This window comes from Serinicoccus sp. JS2-9 (assembly GCF_059025165.1).
Genome location: NZ_JBXRFJ010000001.1, coordinates 43,407 through 64,663, shown reverse-complemented (window position 1 = coordinate 64,663; position 21,257 = coordinate 43,407). Strand labels below are relative to the sequence as shown.

Annotated in this window: 22 protein-coding genes; 10 read left to right on the top strand and 12 right to left on the bottom strand. The window is 68.9% G+C overall.

Annotated features, from left to right (window positions below; all coding sequences use genetic code 11):
- Positions 1–82: 82 nt before the first annotated feature.
- From AC5PYY_RS16520 to AC5PYY_RS16475, 10 genes are all read right to left on the bottom strand, one after another.
- Positions 83–1,336, bottom strand: coding sequence for a hypothetical protein (locus AC5PYY_RS16520; RefSeq protein ID WP_493899443.1), 1,254 nt, complete (start codon positions 1,334–1,336; stop codon positions 83–85).
- Positions 1,337–1,643: 307 nt separating this feature from the next.
- On the bottom strand, positions 1,644–1,898 hold the full coding sequence (locus AC5PYY_RS16515) for a hypothetical protein (RefSeq protein WP_493899442.1): 255 nt from the start codon (positions 1,896–1,898) through the stop codon (positions 1,644–1,646).
- Between the two features lie 78 nt (positions 1,899–1,976).
- A complete protein-coding gene (locus AC5PYY_RS16510; protein WP_493899441.1) occupies positions 1,977–3,560 on the bottom strand; it encodes a tetratricopeptide repeat protein in 1,584 nt (527 codons plus the stop codon).
- Between the two features lie 172 nt (positions 3,561–3,732).
- Complete coding sequence (locus tag AC5PYY_RS16505) at positions 3,733–5,040, bottom strand: CHAT domain-containing protein (protein ID WP_493899440.1); 1,308 nt, start codon at positions 5,038–5,040, stop codon at positions 3,733–3,735.
- A complete protein-coding gene (locus AC5PYY_RS16500; RefSeq protein WP_493899439.1) occupies positions 5,037–6,407 on the bottom strand; it encodes a hypothetical protein in 1,371 nt (456 codons plus the stop codon). The genes AC5PYY_RS16505 and AC5PYY_RS16500 overlap by 4 nt, the downstream gene beginning before the upstream one ends.
- Positions 6,404–7,636 (bottom strand): hypothetical protein, encoded by a 1,233-nt coding sequence (locus AC5PYY_RS16495; RefSeq protein ID WP_493899438.1) that lies wholly within the window; start codon positions 7,634–7,636, stop codon positions 6,404–6,406. Before AC5PYY_RS16495 ends, AC5PYY_RS16500 begins: the two co-directional genes overlap by 4 nt.
- Positions 7,637–7,674: 38 nt before the next feature.
- The gene (locus tag AC5PYY_RS16490) at positions 7,675–8,172 is read right to left on the bottom strand and encodes a hypothetical protein (RefSeq protein ID WP_493899437.1); all 498 of its coding nucleotides are present in this window, start codon (positions 8,170–8,172) and stop codon (positions 7,675–7,677) included.
- A gap of 33 nt (positions 8,173–8,205) precedes the next feature.
- Positions 8,206–8,682, bottom strand: coding sequence for a hypothetical protein (locus tag AC5PYY_RS16485; protein ID WP_493899436.1), 477 nt, complete (start codon positions 8,680–8,682; stop codon positions 8,206–8,208).
- Positions 8,683–8,778: 96 nt separating this feature from the next.
- Positions 8,779–9,546 carry a vWA domain-containing protein gene (locus AC5PYY_RS16480; protein WP_493899435.1) on the bottom strand — a complete coding sequence of 256 codons (768 nt, stop codon included), beginning with the start codon at positions 9,544–9,546 and terminating at the stop codon, positions 8,779–8,781.
- A 214-nt stretch (positions 9,547–9,760) separates the two neighbouring features.
- A complete protein-coding gene (locus AC5PYY_RS16475; RefSeq protein WP_493899434.1) occupies positions 9,761–10,975 on the bottom strand; it encodes an OmpA family protein in 1,215 nt (404 codons plus the stop codon).
- A gap of 345 nt (positions 10,976–11,320) precedes the next feature.
- Between AC5PYY_RS16475 and AC5PYY_RS16470 the strand changes: the two genes are divergently transcribed.
- From AC5PYY_RS16470 to AC5PYY_RS16460, 3 genes are all read left to right on the top strand, one after another.
- Positions 11,321–11,584, top strand: a complete 264-nt coding sequence (locus AC5PYY_RS16470; protein ID WP_493899433.1) for a hypothetical protein — start codon at positions 11,321–11,323, stop codon at positions 11,582–11,584.
- On the top strand, positions 11,581–12,063 hold the full coding sequence (locus AC5PYY_RS16465; protein ID WP_493899432.1) for a hypothetical protein: 483 nt from the start codon (positions 11,581–11,583) through the stop codon (positions 12,061–12,063). Before AC5PYY_RS16470 ends, AC5PYY_RS16465 begins: the two co-directional genes overlap by 4 nt.
- Positions 12,064–12,201: 138 nt before the next feature.
- Positions 12,202–13,440 carry a hypothetical protein gene (locus tag AC5PYY_RS16460; RefSeq protein ID WP_493899431.1) on the top strand — a complete coding sequence of 413 codons (1,239 nt, stop codon included), beginning with the start codon at positions 12,202–12,204 and terminating at the stop codon, positions 13,438–13,440.
- Between the two features lie 277 nt (positions 13,441–13,717).
- Here the strand turns inward: AC5PYY_RS16460 and AC5PYY_RS16455 are convergent, their stop codons facing one another.
- Positions 13,718–15,667 (bottom strand): tetratricopeptide repeat protein, encoded by a 1,950-nt coding sequence (locus tag AC5PYY_RS16455; protein ID WP_493899430.1) that lies wholly within the window; start codon positions 15,665–15,667, stop codon positions 13,718–13,720.
- A gap of 405 nt (positions 15,668–16,072) precedes the next feature.
- On the opposite strand from AC5PYY_RS16455, the gene AC5PYY_RS16450 reads away from it, so the two are divergent.
- The 4 genes from AC5PYY_RS16450 (at position 16,073) to AC5PYY_RS16435 (ending at position 17,901) form a co-directional block, all read left to right on the top strand.
- A complete protein-coding gene (locus AC5PYY_RS16450; RefSeq protein ID WP_493899429.1) occupies positions 16,073–16,351 on the top strand; it encodes a thermonuclease family protein in 279 nt (92 codons plus the stop codon).
- Between the two features lie 130 nt (positions 16,352–16,481).
- On the top strand, positions 16,482–16,643 hold the full coding sequence (locus tag AC5PYY_RS16445) for a hypothetical protein (RefSeq protein WP_493899428.1): 162 nt from the start codon (positions 16,482–16,484) through the stop codon (positions 16,641–16,643).
- Positions 16,640–17,359 (top strand): hypothetical protein, encoded by a 720-nt coding sequence (locus AC5PYY_RS16440; protein ID WP_493899427.1) that lies wholly within the window; start codon positions 16,640–16,642, stop codon positions 17,357–17,359. Before AC5PYY_RS16445 ends, AC5PYY_RS16440 begins: the two co-directional genes overlap by 4 nt.
- Positions 17,356–17,901 carry a hypothetical protein gene (locus AC5PYY_RS16435; protein ID WP_493899426.1) on the top strand — a complete coding sequence of 182 codons (546 nt, stop codon included), beginning with the start codon at positions 17,356–17,358 and terminating at the stop codon, positions 17,899–17,901. The genes AC5PYY_RS16440 and AC5PYY_RS16435 overlap by 4 nt, the downstream gene beginning before the upstream one ends.
- Before the next feature lie 65 nt (positions 17,902–17,966).
- On the opposite strand, the gene AC5PYY_RS16430 is transcribed toward AC5PYY_RS16435, so the two are convergent.
- Positions 17,967–18,842, bottom strand: a complete 876-nt coding sequence (locus AC5PYY_RS16430; protein WP_493899425.1) for a hypothetical protein — start codon at positions 18,840–18,842, stop codon at positions 17,967–17,969.
- 243 nt (positions 18,843–19,085) lie between these two features.
- On the opposite strand from AC5PYY_RS16430, the gene AC5PYY_RS16425 reads away from it, so the two are divergent.
- The 3 genes from AC5PYY_RS16425 (at position 19,086) to AC5PYY_RS16415 (ending at position 21,115) form a co-directional block, all read left to right on the top strand.
- A complete protein-coding gene (locus AC5PYY_RS16425) occupies positions 19,086–19,472 on the top strand; it encodes a hypothetical protein (RefSeq protein ID WP_493899424.1) in 387 nt (128 codons plus the stop codon).
- Between the two features lie 569 nt (positions 19,473–20,041).
- Positions 20,042–20,836, top strand: coding sequence for a hypothetical protein (locus AC5PYY_RS16420; RefSeq protein ID WP_493899423.1), 795 nt, complete (start codon positions 20,042–20,044; stop codon positions 20,834–20,836).
- A gap of 57 nt (positions 20,837–20,893) precedes the next feature.
- Complete coding sequence (locus tag AC5PYY_RS16415; protein WP_493899422.1) at positions 20,894–21,115, top strand: plasmid mobilization protein; 222 nt, start codon at positions 20,894–20,896, stop codon at positions 21,113–21,115.
- The last annotated feature ends 142 nt before the right edge of the window (positions 21,116–21,257 follow it).

The window sequence follows — 21,257 nt, the reverse complement described above, 5'->3', positions numbered from 1 at the left end:
GTTCCGAGGCGATTGAGGACCAGGTCTTGGTCCGGGTCCAGGACTCAAGCACCGTTGTCGTCGGTGTCCCCCATGGGCAAGGTCATTTCAGCGAGTAGTCGTCGTGGATGGCAGCCGCGGCGAGTTCGACTGTGCCGTTCGTGAGTTGCCACCACATCAGCCGGGGCGCGGAAGGGCTGTTGTTCTTGACGTAGGCCCTCCAGCATAAGTCTCCGTTGCGGACCAGGGGTTTGCCGCTGGACTCGTACTGGTGGGTGGTGCGTCGCTGGTGAACGACCCCGTTGAGAATCTCGACGATGACGTCGATCACTTTCGTGCGGAGTTCTCGGATCATCGGGACCTCCATGGACTCCACCATCCGTGGACCGAGGGTGAAGGCCGGCGGTGCCGGGATCAGCTCGTCATCCTTCTTCTGCGGCCGATCCTGCTCCGGGGTTTGTACGAGCCACGCGTGGGCGATCTCGTACCGCAGCTGGTCGCCCGGGTCGGCGAACACCCGCGGGGATCCGCCAGCAGATCGTAGTGCCGCCTCAAGCCGCTCCTGGGTCGCCTCGTGCCGCTGCCGTAGTGCGTCGAGCTCTTGCTCCGCAGCGTCCGCGCGGGACCGCTCCCGGTCCAGCGCATCGCCGGCGTCTCCAGGGCCACCGAGCAGGTCCTGGATCGCCGATCGCACGGCCTGGTCGACCACGTCGACCAAGTGCTGCTCCCTGGCGAGAGGATCCTGCGTCGAAGTGCCGCTGGGGGAGCTGTCCTCGGCCGCCTCCGGCGCCTCAAGGTGTGACACCACAGGAGAAGAGGCTTGGTCGACGGTGTGCTGGTCTTCCCGTGGTTCGGGTTTTTGCCCCGGGCGAGCGAGGACCAACGGGGTCACACCGGTCGGGACAGTTGGACGGCTGGGTGAATCAGCGCCGGTCGGCCGGCGGCGAGGCGCACTCGAACGCAGGTAACGCGCGATCGCGGCGACGGTGTCGGTGGGGTCGTCCTGGGGGAAGGTCAGGAAGGTGGCATGGCGCCTCCAGTGGTCCCTGCTCGTCGCTCCTGGCCAGATCACCCTGATCGCTCCGCCGTAGGCCCGGAAAGCATCGCCAACTGTGTCTGAGAGCTGTTCTGAAACGGCCACGTCGGCTAACGCGGCCAGGTAGACGGTCAAGCCCTGTCCGGTGAGCTCCTCGAGGAGGTCGCCTGGGTCGACCCTGGGGCTGTCGGTGTCGGTGGCGGTGGAAACCACGATTACCGGGTGCGCACGGTCCGGGTCGAAGATGAGCCCGACCAGGCGCCCCACATCGGGTCCGCGGTTCACCTCCCACACCTGGTCGGTGGTGGTCGGGATGCTCACTCCATTACCCGGCCTTGGCCGTGCCCTGCGGCCGGCCGGAGCGACATCACCTGGACCGGATACCGGGGCTGCAGGTGCCCTTCCACCGCTTGCTCAAGGTCTGCTGTGGTGACCACACCGGTGACCGGGTCGGCGGTCTCGGCGGTGTAGCGCCGGGGGTGGTGGCGCATTATCGGGGATCCCTTCTGTGCGTACAGTGGCCATCCGCTGGGACCGCCACGCTCAAAACAGTCGTCACTGAGTCAGGGGAAGGTCAATTCCCGTCGCCCTGAGCTGAGGCAGCATCCTCCATGCTGCAGGTGTCGCCCTAAACCTCGGCATTGACGTGCAGCAGATCGATCAGCTCCCTGATCGCTTTCCGCCACTTCCAAAAATCGTCATCCGTGGGCCGCTCCACACAGCTTCCGTCGGCTTCGCGAGGGTCACCGTCCAGATCGACGACGTTGAAGGCATGCGTATCGCTCTGTAGCTTGTCCACGTGTTCACGGACCTCACGCGTGGGGTATTGGTGTGCGATCCGCCGGAGGACGGCAATGGCGTCAGCAGGGCCGCCCAGTGCCACCTCCTTCCGCGTCACCGGTCATGACGCATGCCTATCAAACCTGCGGCCTCGGAGCGTGGCAGTAATCAGCAGTCTCGTTTACCACACCGCGAGGGCCGTGATATTCGCTTTGATGTGATGGTTTTGAAGGTTGGTCGTGTGTGCTGTTGGGGTCCTGCCGAGGATGTGGTGGTGGTAGGGGGCGAGGAGTGGTGGTGGGGGGTGGAGGGGGAGTCGGGCGTTGTCGAGGAGGGTGAGGCTGGTCCCGGCCAGGGAGGTGGCCGTGCCGGGGGTGTGTGGTGGTGTGGGTGGCGGGGTGGAGTTTTCGTCGAGGGTGGGTGGTGGGGTGTTAGCGGTCGCGGCTTCGGTGGTCTTGGCCGACGTTGTGGTGGGTGGTGGGGTGGTGGTGTAGGTGCCATGGTTGAGGGTGTTGTCGGTGAGGTCGGCCAGGAGGGTGTGGTCGTGTGCGGTGTCGGCGAGGGTGAACACGAAGCTGTAGTGGTGTTGGATCTGGGTGGCCCATTGGGCTCGGTCGGTGGCTCGGGGGAAGGTGAACCGGACCTGGTCCAGGGACAGGACACCGGGGATGGCCCATTCCAGTGCTGCCCTGGCCCGTTCATGCGGGTCCTGGTCGGTGTCGTCCCGGTCCCAGGCCGCCCGGGCCAGGTTCATCCGGCACCGTCCGGCCTCTACCCGGGCACCCACCCGGTCGTACACGCCCACCGCTGACCGGTACGCCTTTACCGCCAACCCGTACTCCCCCACCGCCTCGTGCACGAGCCCCAGGTTGTGGGTGCAGTCGGCGGCTTCTTTGTCCAGGCCGAGCCGGGTGTACACGTCCTGGGCCTGCGTGTACGCCTCCCGGGCCGCCTGGTACTCCCCAACGATGGCGTGCACGTTCCCGAGGCCCATGGTGCAGTTGGCGGCTTCTTTGTCCAGGCCGAGCCGGGTGTACACGTCCCGGGCCTGCGTGTAGGCCTCCCGCGCCGACTCGTACTCCCCCACCGCCCAGTGCACGACCCCCAGGCCCATGGTGCAGCCGGCGGCTTGCCTGTCCAGGCCTAGCCGGGTGCACACGTCCCGGGCCGCCTCGTAGGCCTCTCGGGCGGGCCCGTACTCCCCCACCGCACGGTGCACGCCCCCCAGGTTGTGGGTGCAGTCGGCGACGTCCTTGTCCAGGCCCAACCGGGTGAAAACGTCCCGGGCCGCCGTGTACGCCTCCCGAGCCGCCCCGTACTCCCCCACCGCCGAGTGCACGACCCCCAGGCCCATGGTGCAGACGGCAGCGTCCTTGTCCAGGCCCAACCGGGTGAAAACGTCCCGGGCCGACATGAGTGCCTCCCGGGCCGCCCCGTACTCCCCCACCGCCCAGTGCACGATCCCCAGGTTCAGGGTGCAGTCGGCAGCGTCCTGGTCCAGGCCCAACCGGGTGTACACGTCCCGGGCCGCCTCGTGGGCCTCCCGAGCTGGCCCGTACTCCCCCACCGCACGGTGCACGCCCCCCAGGTTGTGGGTGCAGTCGGCGACGCCCTTGTCCAGGCCCAACCGGGTGAAAACGTCCCGGGCCTGGGTGTAGGCGTAGATGGCGGAGCGGTGCTCGTGCAGGTCGCGGTACGCCAGGCCAGTGAGCGACGCGGCCGCCGCCCAGTGATGGGGGGTGGGCGCGGCCTCCATCGCGCGCATCAGGACAGCCACGGCCTCCCGGGCCCCACCCTCACCGCGAAGCCTGCCTGCCTCCGCGTACAACTCATCGAAACCCCTCCATTTATCGGTCATTGGTGAATGTCCTTCTGGGGGCTGTCTCGCTGTTGTTGGAGGGGCTGGTTTGTTGGGCGGTCAGGGGGTGGTGGGGTTTTCAGTTGTGGGGTCGGCCGGTGGTGGGGTCGCGGGGTGGGATGTGGTGGGTGGTGATGCCGGCCCAGAGGAGGGGGGTGTGGGCGGGGTTGTTGGTGGTTTGCCAGGTGTGGAGTTGGGTGAGTTGCCATTCGCGCAGGGTGTCGGTGGGGTTGTCGGGGTTGGCGTGGGCTTTGTCGACGGCGAGGGCGAGGGCGGTGGTGGGGTGGGTGTGGTTGGGGGTGTTGGTGTAGGTGTGGAAGGCGTAGTCGGTGGGCATGACCCAGCGGGTGGTGGTGATGTGTTCTGCGCCGTTGAGTCCGAGGGCGACGATGAGGCCGAAGGGTTCGGTGGCGGCGTGGTCGGATCCTGAGGCGCAGGCGATGAGTCCGACTCGTGGTGGCATGGGCCATGTGTGGTGTCCGGGGTTGGGGTAGTTCCCGTGGTCGTCGGGGAGGCCGAGGTGGATGTCGAGTGCGGTGAAGGGGCGGTGTCGTCGGCCCATGAGTTCTGCGGTGCCGGGGGGTGGTCCGCTGGTGGGGGTGGATAGGTGTAGTGCGGTTGAGCCTGGTTGGTCTGCGCGGGTGGAGACGTGGCCGACGTAGAGCCACCGGCTTGGGGCGGGGTTGGTGGTGAGCTGGGCGGCCAGGGTGTTTGGGGTGATGTGGTGGTCGTAGTCGTCGAGTTCGAGGGTGTCCAGGAGTGGGTTTTCGAAGGTGGTGGGGTCGACTTGCAGCACGGGGCCCATGCCGGTGTCGTCTGGTACGTCTGGGTCCAGGGTCCGCACGGCTGGTGCGGTGGGGTCGAAGGGGCGTGGCAGTCGGGGTCGTTGGTAGTGCACGGTCGCGGGTACTTCGTAGACCAGTCGGGCCATCTCGATCAGGAAGGTCCCGGTGCTGGGGTCGCGTAACAGTTCGAAGGGCACGGTCGCTAGTGAGCGGGATGGAACGATCCGTAGTGTCACTTGTCGGTGGGTGCTCTCGTGCCGTAACCGGTCCCAGAAACCGGTGGGGAGTAGCAGTTCAGCTAGGTGTGTCCCGAGCGTCTTGAGCGCGTCGGGGTCGGCGAAGATGCCTGTGGTCAGGGCGCGTCGTGCGGCGTCGTGGGTGCTTTCCCCTTCTAGTGGTGTCATCAGGGAGTTGGTGATCTGCTGGAGCAGGGGTTTCAGGTCTGCTGGGGGCGTGACTCGGTAGGCCGGTGTGGGGTCATGGTCCAGCCATCGAGTGGTCAGGTAGGTGCTGTCGGGGTCGACCGCGCGGATGAGGACGTCGATGTGTTCCGGGGTGCTCTCGTCGGTGAGGTCGGTGTCGATGGTGGGGGCGGTGCTCATGCCGGGTTCGTTTCCGCGTCGTCGTCGTTGTGGCTGGGGTGGTTTGCCAACAGTTCTGCGGGGATGGCTTCGGCGAGCATCGCGCGCCATGCCGGTGGCGGGTTGTCGCCGGTGAGGTCGGTGAGGTGTTCGCGCAGGGAGGCCAGGCGGTCCCGGCCTTCATCTGTCGCGTCGCAGGCTCGGCCTGCTGTGGCTGACCAGCTGCGTGCTTTCTTGCGGGCGATGCTGGGGCCTTCCAGGGCGATGGTGGTGCGGGTCAGTGCCCAGGTTCCTAGCAGGTGTTGGCTGGCGTTGGCGCGGCCAATGTCTTCGGGGCGCGTGGGTGCCTGGTCAAGGTTGTCGGCTGTGCAAGCGCCTATGACGAGGTCGGTGACGTCGTGGGGCAGGGGGAAGGTAGCGGTAAGCGTCTGTGCGCCCCAGGATGTGGGCGTGGGTGTCGCGGTGAGTTTGTCGCCGGTGGCTGGGTTGGTGAGGTACACGACCAAGTCGGTGACGTCGGGGTCTTCGGGGTCGAGGTCGTGGGCGATTTCCAGGGTCACGTGAATGGTCGAGTCTTTGATTTCGGCTGTGATTCCGGGGTGGCCAGGATTTGACCAGGTCAGGACGCGTGCCGGAATGAGTAGGGGGTCGATGACTGTACGGATGGTGATGCCGGTGTCTGCGGGCTGTGCGCTGAGGGTGGCCGCGGCTGGCGTGACCGGGGAGGAGTGTTCGCGGGACCAGGCCTGTAGTTGAGCGGCTAGGTCGTCTGGGTCGATGTGGGTTGCTTGAGCGGTCCGCGCTTCAAGGGCGTTCAGGACGGCAAGGGCTGGGTCCTCAGGGTCGAGGTAGGTGTGGGCGAGGGTGACCGCAGTTTCGACGTCGCCGTGGGTGGTTACTGGTAGGGCCCCGTGGGTTAGTGCTGCGCGGGCCCGGGTGATGGTGTCGGCGGACAGTCGGGTGAGGGTCTGTGCCCATGGTGTTGCGCCGGCGGCATGCCAGGCCAGCGCTTCATCAAGGTCCAACAGGTTTGTCGCGATCGATAGGGGTGACCATTGGCGGACTGAGCGGACGACGGCGAGGCGTTGCCAGGCGGGGGTCAGTTGCGGTTGGGGCACGGAGTGTTCGTTGGTTGTTCCTCCTGGCCCGGTCACGGCGATGAGTTCTCGGACCCAGGGTTGCCCGACGATGTCAGTCAGGCTGTGCAGGGCGGCTGGCGTGGGGGCGTGGATGCCGGTGACCTGGGTGGGTGAGGTTGCGCCGACGAGGATCTGCGCGCCGTCTGGGGTGGGGATGCGGGTGGTGGGCGCGGCGTTGTTGGTGCCGGTCCACTCCCACCGCCAACCGGTGTGGGTGGTCTCTTTGCTGGTGTTGGTCGGGGTGCTCATGACTGGTCCTCTGCAGCGAGGTTGAGGGTGGAGTGGTAGAGGGCGTCGATGGTGCAGTCGTGGACGTCTGCGATGAGATCGACGCGGTCCTCAGCGGTGCCTTGACCGGTTGGTGAGGGATCGGGTTGGAGCTGGGTGCTGATGTAGTGGTACCAGCCGTCCCAGGCCTGAGTTTGGCCGGTGAGGTCGTCAGCGGCGGCGTTCAGGACGTGATGGGCGCACTCGAGTACGTGTTTGGTGCGGCTGCCTGGTGTGGCTTCCTGGCTGTGGTGGTGTGCCCATTGGGCTGCGGCCGAGCAGATCGTGGAGCGTTTCGGGGACAGGTCTGCTTGGGTTATCTCGTTCGTGAGCCCGGAGGCTGCCCATGCCCGTGCTTGGGCTTGGTCCTCGACCAGGCTGGCGTCGTTGGAGACTTCGAGGGTGCTGTCGCTGTGCCGTCGACCGCGGGGAGGTGCGACCCCGAGGTCGGGGACCAGGGAACGCAGGTGAGCTTCGATCGCGGCACTCTGCTCGGCGGTCAGGTCGGGGTGTCCGCCGGCGAACGTGGCTTCGAACCAGTTCAGGGTTTGTTGGGCGAAGTTGGCGGCGATGCGGGTGATGACGTCCTCGACGCCGAGGATCTGGCTCAGCGCGGTAGCGGGGTGATCCGCGGTCTCGACGCGTGTCAGGTTCTCCCGGGATTCTTGTGCTGTGAGCGCGTACTTGTTGAAGGGTCCCCTGGTGCGCTTGTACTTATCCCGGATCTTGCTGCGTAGCCATGCCGGGGTTCCTGCCGGGGTGAGGCGGGCCATCACGGCCGCGGTGAGCGAGCACGACAGCATGTGCACTGGGAGGACGACGTCCACGAACAGGTCGCTCATCTCCGGGAGGAGCTCGTCCCAGTCCTGGGCTGGGGGTAGGTGGGCGGTGGCGCCGGTGGGTGTGCAGTACTCCATCACCATGAGGGTGTAGGGCTTGCCGGTGAACCGGTTCGCGTTCGGTTCCCCGAGCCAGGGCAGGATGTCGCTGATGGGCTTGAGCAAGGGGTAGATGTAGTCCGCAGTTTTGTCAGCGGGGATCCCTTTGCGGCCATGTGTGGCACTGGCGACGTCCCGGGCCATGACGGTCAGATGGTCCACGACCTCGTTTCTGGGTCGGGGTGCCTGCGCGAGGTGGCCCCAGGATTCGTGTTCTTTGACCTGTGCACGCCAGGTGTGGATTTCGTCATCAGTCAGGAATGCCGCCCTCATGACGTTATCTTGGCGCATCGTTGTCGCAGTGTGCATCATCATCCCTGCTCAGTTGTGCGGGCAGAGGGGTGTGGGGGGTTGCTGTCGGGGTGGGTGAGGTCCTGCAGGTCTTGTTCGAGGTGGGCGAGGGTGAGTCGCTCGAGGAGGTCTGCCGCGGCCGTGTGGAGACAGGTCAGCAGAGCCGGCAGGCTGGCGGTGAGTGCGTCGGGGGTGGGCAGGGTCCCGGCGGGCCCGGTGTAGGTCTCGACCGACAGGTGGATGCCGTCTGCGGCCAGGGTGGCCTTGGCGATGACGTTGCGGTCGGTAACGTCGTGGCAGACCTGGAGCAGGACGTGGTCGGGCAGGTCGGGGCGGGTGAAGCCCGCGCCGATCCAGCAGAACGCGAGGTTGGGGTAGCTGATGCGGATGTGGGCGCGGATTCCGCGGTGGGTGAAGGTGACTCGGTCCGGTTCGCGGTGTTCGGTGACCTCGTCCAGACAGAGACGGTCGGCCAGGACGTGGCGGTAGAGCCGTAGGGCTGCGGTGGCGGGTGACATGTGGCGCCTTGCTCCTGTTCTGTGGGGGTGGTCTTACGCGGCTTGTGGGCGGGCGGTGCGGGTGAGGTGGATGGTGTGGTGGCAGGCCAGGCCGAGGTGGTAGGACCTGGCGCGGGCGCCCAGTACCTGAGTCAGGTGGATACCGCGGGCGGCCAGGTGGGCGGCCGGGGCGGCGAAGATGTGGTCGGCGGAGGCGATGGTCACGTTCTGGTAGCGGTCGGCGACCCAGGACGGGTCGCGGATCAGGTCGAGCAGGACCTGGTCGGCGCTGCTGGGGCCGGGGGCACCGACCCGGGTCGCGACCCGGGAGGGCAGCTCGAACGCGGCACGGGCTGCGCCGGTGGGCCCGAACGCGGCCACCATGTGGTCGTGCTCGCCGATCGGGACGTGGTGGGCGTACTGGGTCCACAGGGCGGTCACGTCACCGGGGTAGAGGTGGCCTGCGAGCAGGTTCTCGATGTCCAGCAGGTGCAGTGTGCGGCCGACGGTGGGTGCTGCGTGGGTGTCCATGGTGGTGCTCCCTTCTGGTGGTGTCTTCCTGCTGGTGGCTGTTCCCCCCCTGGGTGCTGCTCTGGTCCGGGCGGGTGCCCCGGCCAGGGCAGCGTCCTAGGAGTCTCGGGTGAGGTTCTGGCCGGTCAGGGCGGCGGTCAGCCGCCCGTAGACGAGGGCGGTGTCGTCGGCGTCGGTGCCCTCGACGTGGACCGGGGCAGCGAACGGGAGGGCGTTCTCCCAGGCGGGTGGGACCGTGATGCTGGGGTCGGGTACCAGTAGGGACACCTCGTCGATGCCGGCTGCGGTCAGTGCTTGGCGGGCTTGGACGTCGGTGGCGGGGGTGTCGCTGAGGTGCCCGTCCGAGAGCAGCAGCAGCCAGGTGCGGCAGGTCGTTGCTGGTGCGGTCGCGGCCACGTCCAGGACGGGGTGCAGCGCGGTGCCGCCGCCGGTCAGTCCTCGTGCTGGTGATGGTCCGGTGGCGTTGGTGACCGGGTCCGGGGTTCGTGCCCATGTCGCGTCCCCGGCGAAGTCGATGACCCCGATCTCGTCGTCGGGGCGCAACTGTCTCGGCGCCCAGGTGAGAAACTGTGACAGGGCGGCCTGCCGGGCGGCGGTGTAGGAGCTCATGGACCCTGAGACGTCGTTGGCCACTAGTACCCGCAAGCATTGCGGGCCGCGGGGGCCGGTCAGCACGGTCTGGGACAGGGACTGGGCGGGCCGGTGCTCCCACAGCGTCGCCAACAGCAGCAGCGGGATGAGAAGGAGGGCCGCCGCGAGGACGTACCGGCGATGCTGGCTGCTTGAGGATTGGGCCAGCCGGGCTCCTGGCCGTAGCCGGGAGCCGTGCTCAAGGACGGTCGAGATCGTGCCGGGCAGCATCATCGAGGTCTCCTGCTCTCACAGTTCAGTACGGGTGGCCGGTCGGGCCGGGTCCGCAGGACGGGGACTGGTGTGCCTGTCCATATCTGGGGGTGTTCCCCCTTCGGGTGGCGGCGGCGGTCGGGCCGGTGGCGTCACCCCGGGGGGCCGGGTGTGGCCGGGAACCGTGAGCTCTCGGGGAGCGGGGCGGGTCCCCGGCCACACCTGGTGGGATTGGTCAGCAGGTGGGGTCATCCGGGAGGGAGTCGGCCTGGCCGACCATGAGGGTGACACGCCGGTTCGCGGCGTCCGCGGCGGGCCCGGTCTTGGCCGGGTCCGCCGGGACGGTGGAGCCGTAGCCTCGGGTGGTGATGATCGCCGGGTCGATGCCGTGGCCGGTGAGTGCTTCAGCGACGACGACTGCGCGAGCCTGTGCCAGGTCCTGTCGGTACTCCGGGGTGCCGTAGTCCGCGGTGTGACCGCCCACGACGATGGACCATCCCGGTCGGTCGTCCAGCTCGGTCGTGAGCTGCTGGACCACGCCAGCCAGGACCGTGGCGGCCTCATCGCTGAGGTCCGCACTGTCCGGGGCGAAGATCACTGCGGAGGGGATGGTCACGCAGCCCAGGCCGGGAGCGTCCGCAGCTGGCGGGTCCACGCTCACTGACGGCAACGGGGGCAGCTCATCCGCGGGGCGGTCCTGGCCCGTGACCGGGGTGGTGGTGGCACCCTGAGCCGTCGAGAACGTGATGTCGGCCTTGGGCAGCAGGCTGGTGTACTGCTCCTGCAGGTGATCACGGACCCACCCGGGAACCGGGTCCTCGGTGCGGCCCAGGTTGGTCCACACGACGGGGACTTCTTGGTCCAGGACGCTCCCGTGCAGTGCCTGCGCGGTCTCAGCGAAGACCTCGCCCGGGAGGTCCCAGCCGGTGGTTTCGACACCGAGGTCACCTCCGGTGTTGATGCCATCGGAGTCGACCAGCATCAGCGTGGGGTCCTGTGCCAGCCCGGCAGCCAGGGCGGCGGGGATGTCGCTACCGTCACCGGTGGCCGGGGTCGCGCGGGCGGCCTCCAGCTGCTTCAGCGCGCAAGATGCCGTTACCGTGCGCTCTTCGCTCGCCTCGACCGAGTCGTTGTCCGGGCGGGGGTTGAGCACCACCGGGTCCGAGACCGCTGGTGCTGTCCCGGGGCCTTCGACCCGGACCACCTGCATCACCAGCGCCTGTTCCTGCGCGGCCAGCAGTTGGGTGCTGATCTCTGGTGCCAGGGCCGTCTGGGCACCTGACGCGGTGGGGTCGATCACGGCCACGAAGACCGGTGCGTCCTCGGGTGGCAGCCATGCACCCTGGGCTCGCTCACACAGGGCCGGGTCGATGTCGGATACCAGCCCGGGCGTGTCCTGGCCGTGCGCGTCGGCGCCCGCCGGCGAGGAACATCCGTTCAGGGTGAGCAAGGCACCAACGCAGATGGACGTGATCAGGGTCGCGGACCGAGCGGTCTGCGGGTGGTGGCGCGTAGTCATGGTTGTCCTTCCCGGGCACCTCCTCGGCGCCCGATTTCCTGCCTGAGCGAGACAAACCCGAGCCGGGCTGCCAGATCCCGGGGCATCCCGACACCTATCAGCGGCGACTCCCCCCTGGTGGCGGCGACCTAGGGCGTCGGCCGTGCCGGTGGGCATTCGGCGGTGCACGCAATCTGCGGCTGCCTCACGCCGGGCCCGCCCGTGGGGGGACTGGGCACAGAGGAAGGCATGTGTGACTCGCGCGCGTGCCGGCCTCGCAGGGAAAGGCATCACGTCATGAAGAACAAGGCAGTCGTTGTGGTCGGCACAGCAGGACTGATCCTGGGCGGGTTGTGGGTTCTCGAGCCCAAACCCACCACCGACTCGATCCAGGAGAACCTGCGTCAGTCGCAGGTCGAGCAACTCTCCGACTCCCAGGAGAGAGTGAATGATGGGCACCGAGACAGTGGCCAGGACGCCCTCGAGGCAGAGCTCAGCCGCCGCAACGGTGACCACATCCCCGACCCTGAACGTGGCCCCCGGATCAGGATCCGCCCGTGAGCTGGCTCAGCCCGACCCCGCGGGCCGGGGACTGGGTCGCCCTGACCCAGACCACCCCCGTCGATCTTGGTGACCACCTCACCGGTGGTGGCGCACCGGTGGGCACCCCGGCCCTTGTCACCAGTACCGGGTGGCGACATGTCCAGATCGAGCTCCCGGACGGGCGACGCACGACCGTCTCGCCGCAGCACCTGCGACTCACCCACCGTTCCGGCGGTGAGCAGGCATTCCGGAACCGCAGCCAGACCCGTGCCCTGATCCGCGCCGCCGCGCAACTCGCCATGGTCGCGCCCGTCATCTACTACGCCCTCTGGCACCTGTGGGCGTACCGCACCACAGACGGTGTTCTCCTCGGTTTGGTCGACGCCGCCCTGGCCACCGCGATTGACACCGTCGAACTGGTCATCACCCAACCCGTCCCCACGGCCCTCTACCTCACCGCTTGTTGGGCCGTCACCAAGCTCGCGGCCCTCAAATAGTTCCACCCGTTGGTGCCGGCTCCCCCTCACCCCCTGGGGGGCTCGCGCCCCCGGGCCGGGTGGGGGGAACCGCCGTTGATGACGACCCCCGTCACCCCGTCTCACCCGGGAACTACCACGCAACCGAAAGAGAAGACGATGAAGAACCCCGCCCCCACCCGTAGTCAACCCAGCCAGGCGCCGGACGCGGTAGGTACCCGCGGCCCCGTCGCCAAGAAGGCCGGCGAGGTACGCCGTGCCGAGGAGAACGCCCGCACCGATACCTCTCCCCAGGTGGTTCCTGAGACCCTCACGGCCGCCGAACAGGCCACCGGCGCCGCCGCCGGCGGCACCATGGACAAAGTACTGCTGCGGATGCTGACGAAGGTGCGTCGCGCCACGGCCCGGTTGATCGCCGCGCACGCCGCCCACGGTGCAGCCGCGACCATGGCCGTTGAGAGCACACCCAGCAAGCCCACCGACGACGATGGCGATCAGCCCGTCAGTCAACACCACCGGCATTACGCCGTCCTGGTCCTCGTTCTGTTCGAGGTCATCGTGGTCAGCGCCGAGGCCGGGTTCTTCTACGCCATGGCAGCCCGGGGCCTGAGCAGCGACGTCGGTATCTTCGACCCGCAGCGGGTCGCCGCCTACCTGTTCGCGATCTTCGTGCCCCTGGCTGGGATCCTCGCCGAACGATTCTGGGGCCCCATGATCGGCCGCTACTTCAGGGTCCCGGCCACGGACAAGAAGCAGCGCACCTCCCAGACCGCTGCCGTCGCGGCCGGCCTCCTGCTCACCGGTGTCGTCATGGCCGGTTTGTACCAGCTCATCGAGTGGCGCTTCGACCCCAACGCCACACTGAGCATGACCACACCCATGCCCGGTCAGGCAGTCGCCCTGCTCTTCATGGCCATCATCGGCCTCATGGCCGCCACCCGGGCCTGGGCCGTGCCTGTGGTCTCCACTCACCACACCGACGCGCAGGCCGCCGTGAGGAAAGCTCACCGGCGAGAGCGTAAGGCCTCCACCCGACACCACCAGGCCACCCACTCCCTGGCCCTGACGCTCGCCGAGACCCGGACCCGCCTGGAGCAGGTCGCCTACACCGGGCAGGACATCATCAGTACCGGGCGAGCCCACTACCACTACCCCGCCACCTCGGCGGCCACCACCACCGGGCTCTGGCACAGCATCGACCTGCCCGACCCCGCCGACAGCATCCTCGCCGCCGCGCAGGAAGTCCTGGAGACCTACGGGGCGACCCTCCCGGTGCAGGCGACCTCCACGTCTCGGGAGCCCGCACCCGAAGAGGGCGACGACACGCCTGACACCGACAACGGTGAACGGTCTGACCGCCCGCGGCAGGACGACCAGACCGACCTGCACGTGGTCTGACACCACAGCTAGTCTCCGTGGGCGCTGCCTGGGCCACCACCACCGGGCAGCGCCCACAGCTGGTCAAGGACGTTCACCGAACACGGGGTCAACCTCGCCTCAGCGTCTGGCTAGCGAGAGTGGGTCAGCTCAAGCTCGGCAGACGCCGCGACGACGCCTACGGCGACCGAGCCCTACCGCCGATGGTTCACAGCCGCCTGGCAAACCCAGAGGGGTGTCAGCCTCGCGTCAGGCAGGTGTGGTGTCGCTTCTGCGGTGCGGCAGTTCTGTGAAGTGTTCACCAGACTGCGAGGCGTGTCGCGCTGTGGGGCGGCGGCGTTGGTCCGGTTGGTGGGGGTTGGAGGATGTGGTGGTGGTAGGGGGCGAGGAGTGGTGGTGGGGGGTGGAGGGGGAGTCGGGCGTTGTCGAGGAGGGTGAGGCTGGTCCCGGCCAGGGAGGTGGCCGTGCCCGGGCCGAGGTCAGGTGTGGTGCTGGTGGGGTGTGGTGGTGTGGGTGGCGTGGTGGGGGTTTCGTCGGGTGTGGGTGTGGGGGTGTTGGCGGTCGCGGCTTCGGTGGTCTTGGCCGACGTTGTGGTGGGTGGTGGGGTGGTGGTGTAGGTGCCGTGGTTGAGGGTGTTGTCGGTGAGGTCGGCCAGGAGGGTGGGGTCGTGTGCGGTGTCGGCGAGGGTGAACACGAAGCTGTAGTGGCGTTGGATCTGGGTGGCCCATTGGGCTCGGTCGGTGGCTCGGGGGAAGGTGAACCGGACCTGGTCCAGGGACAGGACACCGGGGATGGCCCATTCCAGTGCTGCCCTGGCGCGTTCCTGCGGGTTCTGGTCGGTGTCTCCCCGGTCCCAGGCCGCCCGGGCCAGGTTCATCCGGCACCGCCCGGCCTCTACCCGGGCACCCACCCGGTCGTACACGGCCAATGCTGACCGGTACGCCTCCACTGCCAACCCGAACTCCTCCACGTCAGCGTGCACGCCCCCCAGGTTGTGGGTGCAGTCGGCGGCGTCCTGGTCCAGGCCGAGCCGGGTGTACACGTCCCGGGCTGCCTCGTAGGCTTCCCGGGCCGGCCCGTACTCCCCCACCGCCCGGTGCACCCCCCCCAGGTTGTTGGTGCAGTCGGCGGTGTCCTTGTCCAGGCCGAGCCGGGTGAAAACGTCCCGGGCCGCCTCGTAGGCCTCCTGGGCCGCCGGGTACTCCCCCGCCGCCCGGTGCACCCCCCCCAGGTTGTTGGTGCAGCCGGCGGCGTCTTTGTCCAGCCCGAGCCGGGTGTACACGTCCCGGGCCGCCGTGTAGGCCTCTCGGGCGGGCCCGTACTCCCCCACCGCGTGGTGCACGACCCCCAGGTTTTGGGTGCAGCCGGCGGTGTCTTTGTCCAGCCCGAGCCGGGTGTACACGTCCCGGGCCGCCGTGTAGGCCTCCCGGGCTGGCCCGTACTCCCCCACCGCGTGGTGCACGTTCCCCAGGTTGTGGGTGCAGTCGGCGGTGTCTTTGTCCAGCCCGAGCCGGGTGTACACGTCCCGGGCCGCCATGAGTGCCTCCCGGGCTGGCCCGTACTCCCCCACCGCGTGGTGCACGTTCCCCAGGTTTTGGGTGCAGGTGGCGGCTTGCTCGTCTAGGCCTAGCCGGGTAAATACGTCCCGGGCCGCCTCGTAGGCCTCCCGGGCCTCCGGATACTCCCCCACCGCGTGGTGCACGTTCCCCAGGTTTTGGGTGCAGGTGGCGGCTTGCTCGTCTAGGCCTAGCCGGGTGAACACGTCCCGGGCCGCCTCGTAGGCCTCCCGGGCCTCCGGATACTCCCCCACCGCCTGGTGCACGCCCCCCAGGTTGAGGGTGCAGCCAGCGGCTTCTTTGTCCAGACCTAGCCGGGTGAACACGTCCCGAGCCTGGGTGAACGCCTCCCGGGCGGGCCCGTAGTCCCCCACTACCTGGTGCACGTTCCCCAGGCCCAGGGTGCAGTCGGCGACTTCTTCGTCCAGGCCCAACCGGGTGTACACGTCCCGAGCCTGAGTGAACGACTCCCGGGCAGGACCGTACTCCCCAACCACGTGGTGCACGACCCCCAGGTTGTGGGTGCAGCCGGCGACGTCTTTGTCTAGGCCGATCCGGGAGTACACGTCCCGGGCCTGGGTGTAGGCGTAGATGGCGGAGGGGTATTCGTGCAGGTCCTCATACACCAGGCCAGCGAACCATGCGGCCGCCGCCCACTGGTGGGAGTTGGTCGCGGCCTCCATCGCGCGCATCAGCACAGCCACGGCTTCCTGAGCCCGACCCTCGCCGCGAAGCCTGCCTGCCTCGACGTACAACTCATCGAAAGCCTTCGGGTCACCACCAGTCATGAGAAAGATCTACCAAACTCTCCTGTCTCGTTCACTGGGTTGCCGCAGGTCGTGAACGCTGAGGACGTCGTCGACGGCTTTGGTGACCATGCGGCTTCTTATGTCCTGTGTGGTCGGGTGCCTCGCTCTCACCAGTGTCGCGGGGTGCAAAGGTCCGCTGGTCCCCAGCGAGACCGACACCCGCACGTCGGTCGTGCTGGACCGGGTGGTCGACGGCGACACCATCCGGGTGGCCGACCTCGACGGCCACGCGCTCGGCCGTGTCCGATTGGTGGGGTTCGATGCTCCCGAGGTCGGTGAGCATCCGGAGTGCTGGGGCCCGGAGGCGACCGAGGTGTTGTCAAAGCTGCTGCCCGCCCCTGGCGAGGAGGTGGTGCTGGTCCCGGACGGGAAGAGGACCGCTACGGCAGGTTGTTGCGGTTCGTCCGGGTGGGCGGCGCCGATGTCGGTCTGGAGATGCTCGCCGCCGGTGCGGCCCGCGCGACCAGAGCCGCGCCCACTGCCTATGTTGCTGCCGAGCTCCGAGCACGGCAGGAAGAGCGTGGTCTCTGGGGGCCTGTGCGCCGTGACTGCCTGTCGTCGGGGTGAACGCTCGCACCGCGGCGCGCACTTGTGGAGGGTATGGGTGGTCCACTGCCCATCCTCGGCGCGGCCCTGTGCCCCTCCCCTTCCAGGGCCGCGCCGAAGGAGCCCGGTGAGCTGAGGCAGGTGCTTGGAGATGGTGGAGTCGGATCCCGGGTCGGAGCGTGAGCTTCTCGACCAGACGCGGCAGCAGCTGGTGGGGGCCTTGGAAGATCTCGGTAAGCTGCAGGAGGCGCTGGAGCGGCTGCCCCCGGCCGCTCCAGCCGTCGTCGACCAGATCGACGGAGCGGTCCGGTGAACGCGCCTTCGGCTCTGCCCGAGCGGGGCTCTTACGCGGCGTCCGCTGAGGAGCTCGCTGGGGTGCTGCTCCAGGCGGACAACCGGATCCGCATGGCCCGGGACAGCCTCGACGCGGTGCACCAGGACGTCTCCAGGTCACTGGTCGCCCTGGGCGAGGTCGAGATCGAGGTACGCAAAGGCGAACGGGGTGTCGGGCATCCGTTCGCGCTGCAGGAGGCGTTCGAGGACCTGCGGCGGCGCTCAGAACAGGCTTCTGTCGACGCCGGTGAGGTGCGCGAGCACTTGGGGCACACGCGCGGCGCGTTGGCGGCGGGGCAGGTGCTGCTGGCGGGGATGCCGGCACCGGACACCGATCAGGAACGGGTGGACAGGGATGCGATGCACACCCGCCTGGGACGGCTGCACGGCAGGATCGGTGAGATCCTGCCGGTCGCCGAGGACCTGACGGACCGAACCAGAGCCACCGGCGAGCTCGCCACCCGGGGCCGGGACCGTGCCCGGAGCGACCGGGCCGAGGTGCACGACCTGAACCAGGACGTCGAGAGGTCGCGCGCTGTGGCCCGTGACCTCGACGGTCCGGTGGACGCGGCCGAGGTCGACGTGCACCGGACGGCCGGGCAGGCGCAGGCCGTGGCCGGTGCCGCGAGGCTGCGCACCACCCAGACCGGTCGGGACTACGGCTCTCAGGTCGCGCCCGCCGGGATCCGGCGATGAGCCGAGAGGCGTCCTCCCGAGGTACACGGGGCAGCGAGCTGCCGACGCTGCTGGCCAACGCGCGAGCTGAGCTGGCCACCTGCCACGACCGGCTCCTGGCCCGCTGGTCCACCCTTGTGCAGGCCGAAGCCTGCCTGTCGCCCCTGCACACAGGTCTCGCGCACCAAGAGGTCCTCGCTGGATGGGCTGAGCTCGCCGGGAGAGTCAAGGAAGACCACCAGCTGTGCTCGAAGGTCCTCGGTCAACTGCACTGGGCATGCCGGGTCGACAGCGGCGACATCGGCACACCCAGCCTGGTCACCGAGACCCTGCACACCGCGATCACCCACGCAGCGTCCCTCGCCTCCTGCCTCGAGGCGGCCGCGCACACCCTCCACACCGCCGGCGACGACTCCGTCGGCCTGGTCGAGACGGCGGCCATGTGCCGACGCTTCCTCGGATCCGCCCAGCACGACCTGGACCAGGTCATCGCGGACGTCGCCCAGGCAGCCTCCCTGGTGCCCCCTCCCCCACAACGGTGGCACCTGCGGGCCGTCATCTAGAGACCCGCCACCCCGGGGCCCGTTCGTGTGCCCACCGGTCACGAATAGCTGAACCCGCCCCGCGGTTAAACCCAGGGCTCCACCGCACGGGCTGCCCGGGCACCACCAGGCGACCCGTGCCCCTCCGGCGCCGGGTCAGCGGCGATGCCGAGGGCGTGCACCCGCTCGTACATCGGGGGCGATGGGTCCACCTGCAGCAGCCAGCGTGCGAACGGGTCCGCCAACCAGGTGCCGGCGAGGGAGGCGTCCGCGAGTCGCAGCCGCTCCCGTGACCAGGAGCGGCCCCAACGGGGCACGAGGTAGGTCAGGACGAGCACCGCGATCGCGGCTACGTGGAACGGATTTCGCTCGACCCAGGCGAGGTAGGCCAGGACCGGGACGTACAGCCCACGCAGCCCCCACCCGGCACGCAGCATCGGTGTGAGCAGCGGCAGCCGGATCGAGGCCAGGAGGTGCCAGGGCCACGAGGCCGCCTGCACGACCGGCTCCCACCGGGTCGTCCCGGAGCGCAGCAGCCCCAGCTGGTGCCCGACCCTGGCGGTGGCCTGCTCACCGGTCAGGGTGCGACGGCGCAACTGGGCGATCACGTCCTGCCCGAGCAGGATCGTGCGCGACCCGTACCCACGCACATCACCACCGGCGACCACCCGCACGCGGAGACCCCGGACGTGCAGTTGCTCAAGCTCCTGCGCCTGGCGCACCGGTGCGGACATCGTGAACTGCTCGGACGGGGTCAACCGTCGCGCGCCCCGGACCAGGGCGGGCACCCACCGTTCACCCCACGGCGGGCACGCGCCCACCACCGCCATCGGCCACAGCAGGAGCACCGCCCACCCCGCCACGGCGGGCAGGATCGGGCCGGTCGTCACCACGACTGCCACGCTGACCGTTACCGGCGTGAGGGCATCCAGGATCATCGCCTGCCGCGTCGGGCCGTCCATCGCCACTCCTCTCAAGGGTGTCACCGAAGCACATGGCGCCCTGTGCCATTTCCGGCAGCAGCGAACGCCTGCCGAGCCCTCCACGCCTTGTGGGGGTGTGAGACGAGTTTGCCCACAGCCACCGACAGGCCCTGCTCGTTGTCCACAACCTGGGGTTGCCGGCACCGCAGTTGGGACGTTCCGTGGCTGGATAGGTGCGGCGGCGGGCTACCGGGTCCGCGCGCATCGTCAAGGAGGTCTGTCATGAACAACACCACTACCGCCCGGCCGCTGCAGCGCGATGGGCTCCAGCGGCTGGCCCAGGTCGCCGCTGTGCTCTACCAGGCCCAGCACGAACTTCTGGCCAACCCCGACACCGACGTCTACGGACTGACCCTGGGCGACGTCGTCGTCCTGGTCGACGACGTCCTCGAGCTCCTGCCTCCGGGTGTGATGGTCCGGCATCAGCTGGCCTGTGGTGAGGATCCACTCCGGCTACTCCGGGAGGCCGAGGTGCTGCTGACCGGGCTGACCATCGCGGCCTACCCATCGGGCACCTCCCCGGTTGTGTCTCAGCTCATCGACGCTGCACGGAACCTTGCAACCGCGCGCGGCATGCCCTACCCGCCGCCGGAGCTGAGCGATGAGTGAGCTGGACGACCAGCTGGCTCGCCTGGAGAGGGTCGCGGCCGCGCAGCTGCACGACGTCATCGGACGGGACCCGATCGAGGCGCTGTGTACCCTGCCCGAGGTCGTGGAGGCGGCCGCCGGAATCTGGGCTGCTCTACCCGAGAGTCCGCAGGGCACCGCCGACAGCGACCCCATGGGCCGTCTGCTGCACGGCACGCGCACCATCGGCCAGGTGCTCCGGACGCACGGTGGCGCCTATGACCCCGCCACGGCGCGGGATGAGGGGCTGCTCCCGCTAGGTGAGGCTCTGACCGAGACCGAGGCCCTCGATTTGACCAGCAGCGACCCGGCCGTCGCCCGCGGGCAGCTCATGCACATCGTGCACCTGAGCGCGCACGCAGCCCGGGTGCGGGTACGCCGGCGACCTCATCGGCCCGGTGACCCGCGGTCAGGACCGCCCGCTGCTGCAGCGCGGACTCGCAGAGGCCACTGCCGTCGACGAGCTCTCCGGGTCTTACCTGCGACAAGCGCATTCGCGTCGGACCGCCCACGCTGCGCAGGAGCCGCAGGGTGCACGGGATCTGGGGTTGATGCTGGCCCGGTGGGACATCACAGCTCGTCGCGCGATCGTCACCGCCGACCAACCCGCCACGCTCATTCACCTCGCTGCGGGTCAGTCCCTGTCCTACCAGGCCCTCCAGCCCCTCCTTCGCGCGATCCAGCCTCCGGGGGTAGACGCGCAGAGCGAGCAGCTGATCGGTCGGATCGAGCAGGCTGGTCGCGCCTGGACCGACCTCGGGACGTTCTGGCAGAACCTGCAGGCAGCACCCCGCACCAGCCCGGCCGGCGATCGAGCCCTGCTCGAGGCGTTCAGAGACCTGCGCACCGCGTTCCGTGACGTACTCATGCGACCGAACGGACAACCCCGGTCCGAGGCGGAGACCGTCTCCCGCCTCGACGCGCGTGACACCCTGGAGAGCATCCACCAGATGCTGGTCAGCACCGCCGGCCACGCCCGCGCCGTCGACGACGTCACCCAGATCCCCGAACGCATCCCGGTCAACGCCCGGGCCGCGCAACGCGCGCTGACGACCTACCTGGCCCAGGAGACGGCCCCGGACCAGTTCCTCAACCAGGACGGGTCCGCGGTCATCACCCCCCGGGACCTCATGCTCGACCGGCCCGTCCCACTCCCCCAGGCCCTGCGCGGGGCTGCTCAGCAGCACTCCACGGAAGTGGTGCGCGCCTCCACCGCGGCGTTCCACGCCAGCGGCCTGGCCCCGACGGTGGCGACTCCGCCACCACCCGTGCGGGGGCTGTCTCGTCGGCCCGAACACGTGGACCCCTCCCCCGCTGGTCTCTGGAGGAACTCGCCTGCGAGGTGACACGCCGCACCAGGAGCGATGCAGTCCAGACGGTCACGAACTGGCTAGGGTCGATACATGGCAAGTGGAGCAACGCACCGTGCGCCGGGTCGCACCGCAGTCGTCACTCTCCGTCTCTCCCCCGAGGATCGAGCACTGTTGAATCAGATGGCGTCCGATCGGGGGCTGTCGATGCAGTCCTACCTCGAGTCCGTGGCCTTCAACCGCGAGGTGCCGCCAAGGCGCCCCTCCGGTCCCGTCCGTCGTAGCCAGAACGAGGAGCTCCCGATGACTGGGTGAGACCTGACCGGGGCAGCGCCCCGGCAAAGACGAAGGCCCCCTGCGCCAACAGGGAGCCTGAGCGTCTGAAGTTGTTCGGTCCGAGCGCCAACTCGGAGCGAGTGCAAGAAACTCCCGAAACCCAATGTGAGGAGGTTCTGTG

Coding starts and splice junctions, on each gene's coding strand:
- AC5PYY_RS16510 (WP_493899441.1), bottom strand. CDS start 3,560: ATGCGCGCGATGGAGGCCGCGCCCACCCCCCATCACTGGGCGGCGGCC.
- AC5PYY_RS16505 (WP_493899440.1), bottom strand. CDS start 5,040: ATGAGCACCGCCCCCACCATCGACACCGACCTCACCGACGAGAGCACC.
- AC5PYY_RS16500 (WP_493899439.1), bottom strand. CDS start 6,407: ATGAGCACCCCGACCAACACCAGCAAAGAGACCACCCACACCGGTTGG.
- AC5PYY_RS16495 (WP_493899438.1), bottom strand. CDS start 7,636: ATGAGGGCGGCATTCCTGACTGATGACGAAATCCACACCTGGCGTGCA.
- AC5PYY_RS16490 (WP_493899437.1), bottom strand. CDS start 8,172: ATGTCACCCGCCACCGCAGCCCTACGGCTCTACCGCCACGTCCTGGCC.
- AC5PYY_RS16485 (WP_493899436.1), bottom strand. CDS start 8,682: ATGGACACCCACGCAGCACCCACCGTCGGCCGCACACTGCACCTGCTG.
- AC5PYY_RS16480 (WP_493899435.1), bottom strand. CDS start 9,546: ATGATGCTGCCCGGCACGATCTCGACCGTCCTTGAGCACGGCTCCCGG.
- AC5PYY_RS16470 (WP_493899433.1), top strand. CDS start 11,321: ATGAAGAACAAGGCAGTCGTTGTGGTCGGCACAGCAGGACTGATCCTG.
- AC5PYY_RS16460 (WP_493899431.1), top strand. CDS start 12,202: ATGAAGAACCCCGCCCCCACCCGTAGTCAACCCAGCCAGGCGCCGGAC.
- AC5PYY_RS16455 (WP_493899430.1), bottom strand. CDS start 15,667: ATGCGCGCGATGGAGGCCGCGACCAACTCCCACCAGTGGGCGGCGGCC.
- AC5PYY_RS16445 (WP_493899428.1), top strand. CDS start 16,482: ATGGTGGAGTCGGATCCCGGGTCGGAGCGTGAGCTTCTCGACCAGACG.
- AC5PYY_RS16435 (WP_493899426.1), top strand. CDS start 17,356: ATGAGCCGAGAGGCGTCCTCCCGAGGTACACGGGGCAGCGAGCTGCCG.
- AC5PYY_RS16430 (WP_493899425.1), bottom strand. CDS start 18,842: ATGGACGGCCCGACGCGGCAGGCGATGATCCTGGATGCCCTCACGCCG.
- AC5PYY_RS16425 (WP_493899424.1), top strand. CDS start 19,086: ATGAACAACACCACTACCGCCCGGCCGCTGCAGCGCGATGGGCTCCAG.
- AC5PYY_RS16420 (WP_493899423.1), top strand. CDS start 20,042: ATGCTGGCCCGGTGGGACATCACAGCTCGTCGCGCGATCGTCACCGCC.
- AC5PYY_RS16415 (WP_493899422.1), top strand. CDS start 20,894: ATGGCAAGTGGAGCAACGCACCGTGCGCCGGGTCGCACCGCAGTCGTC.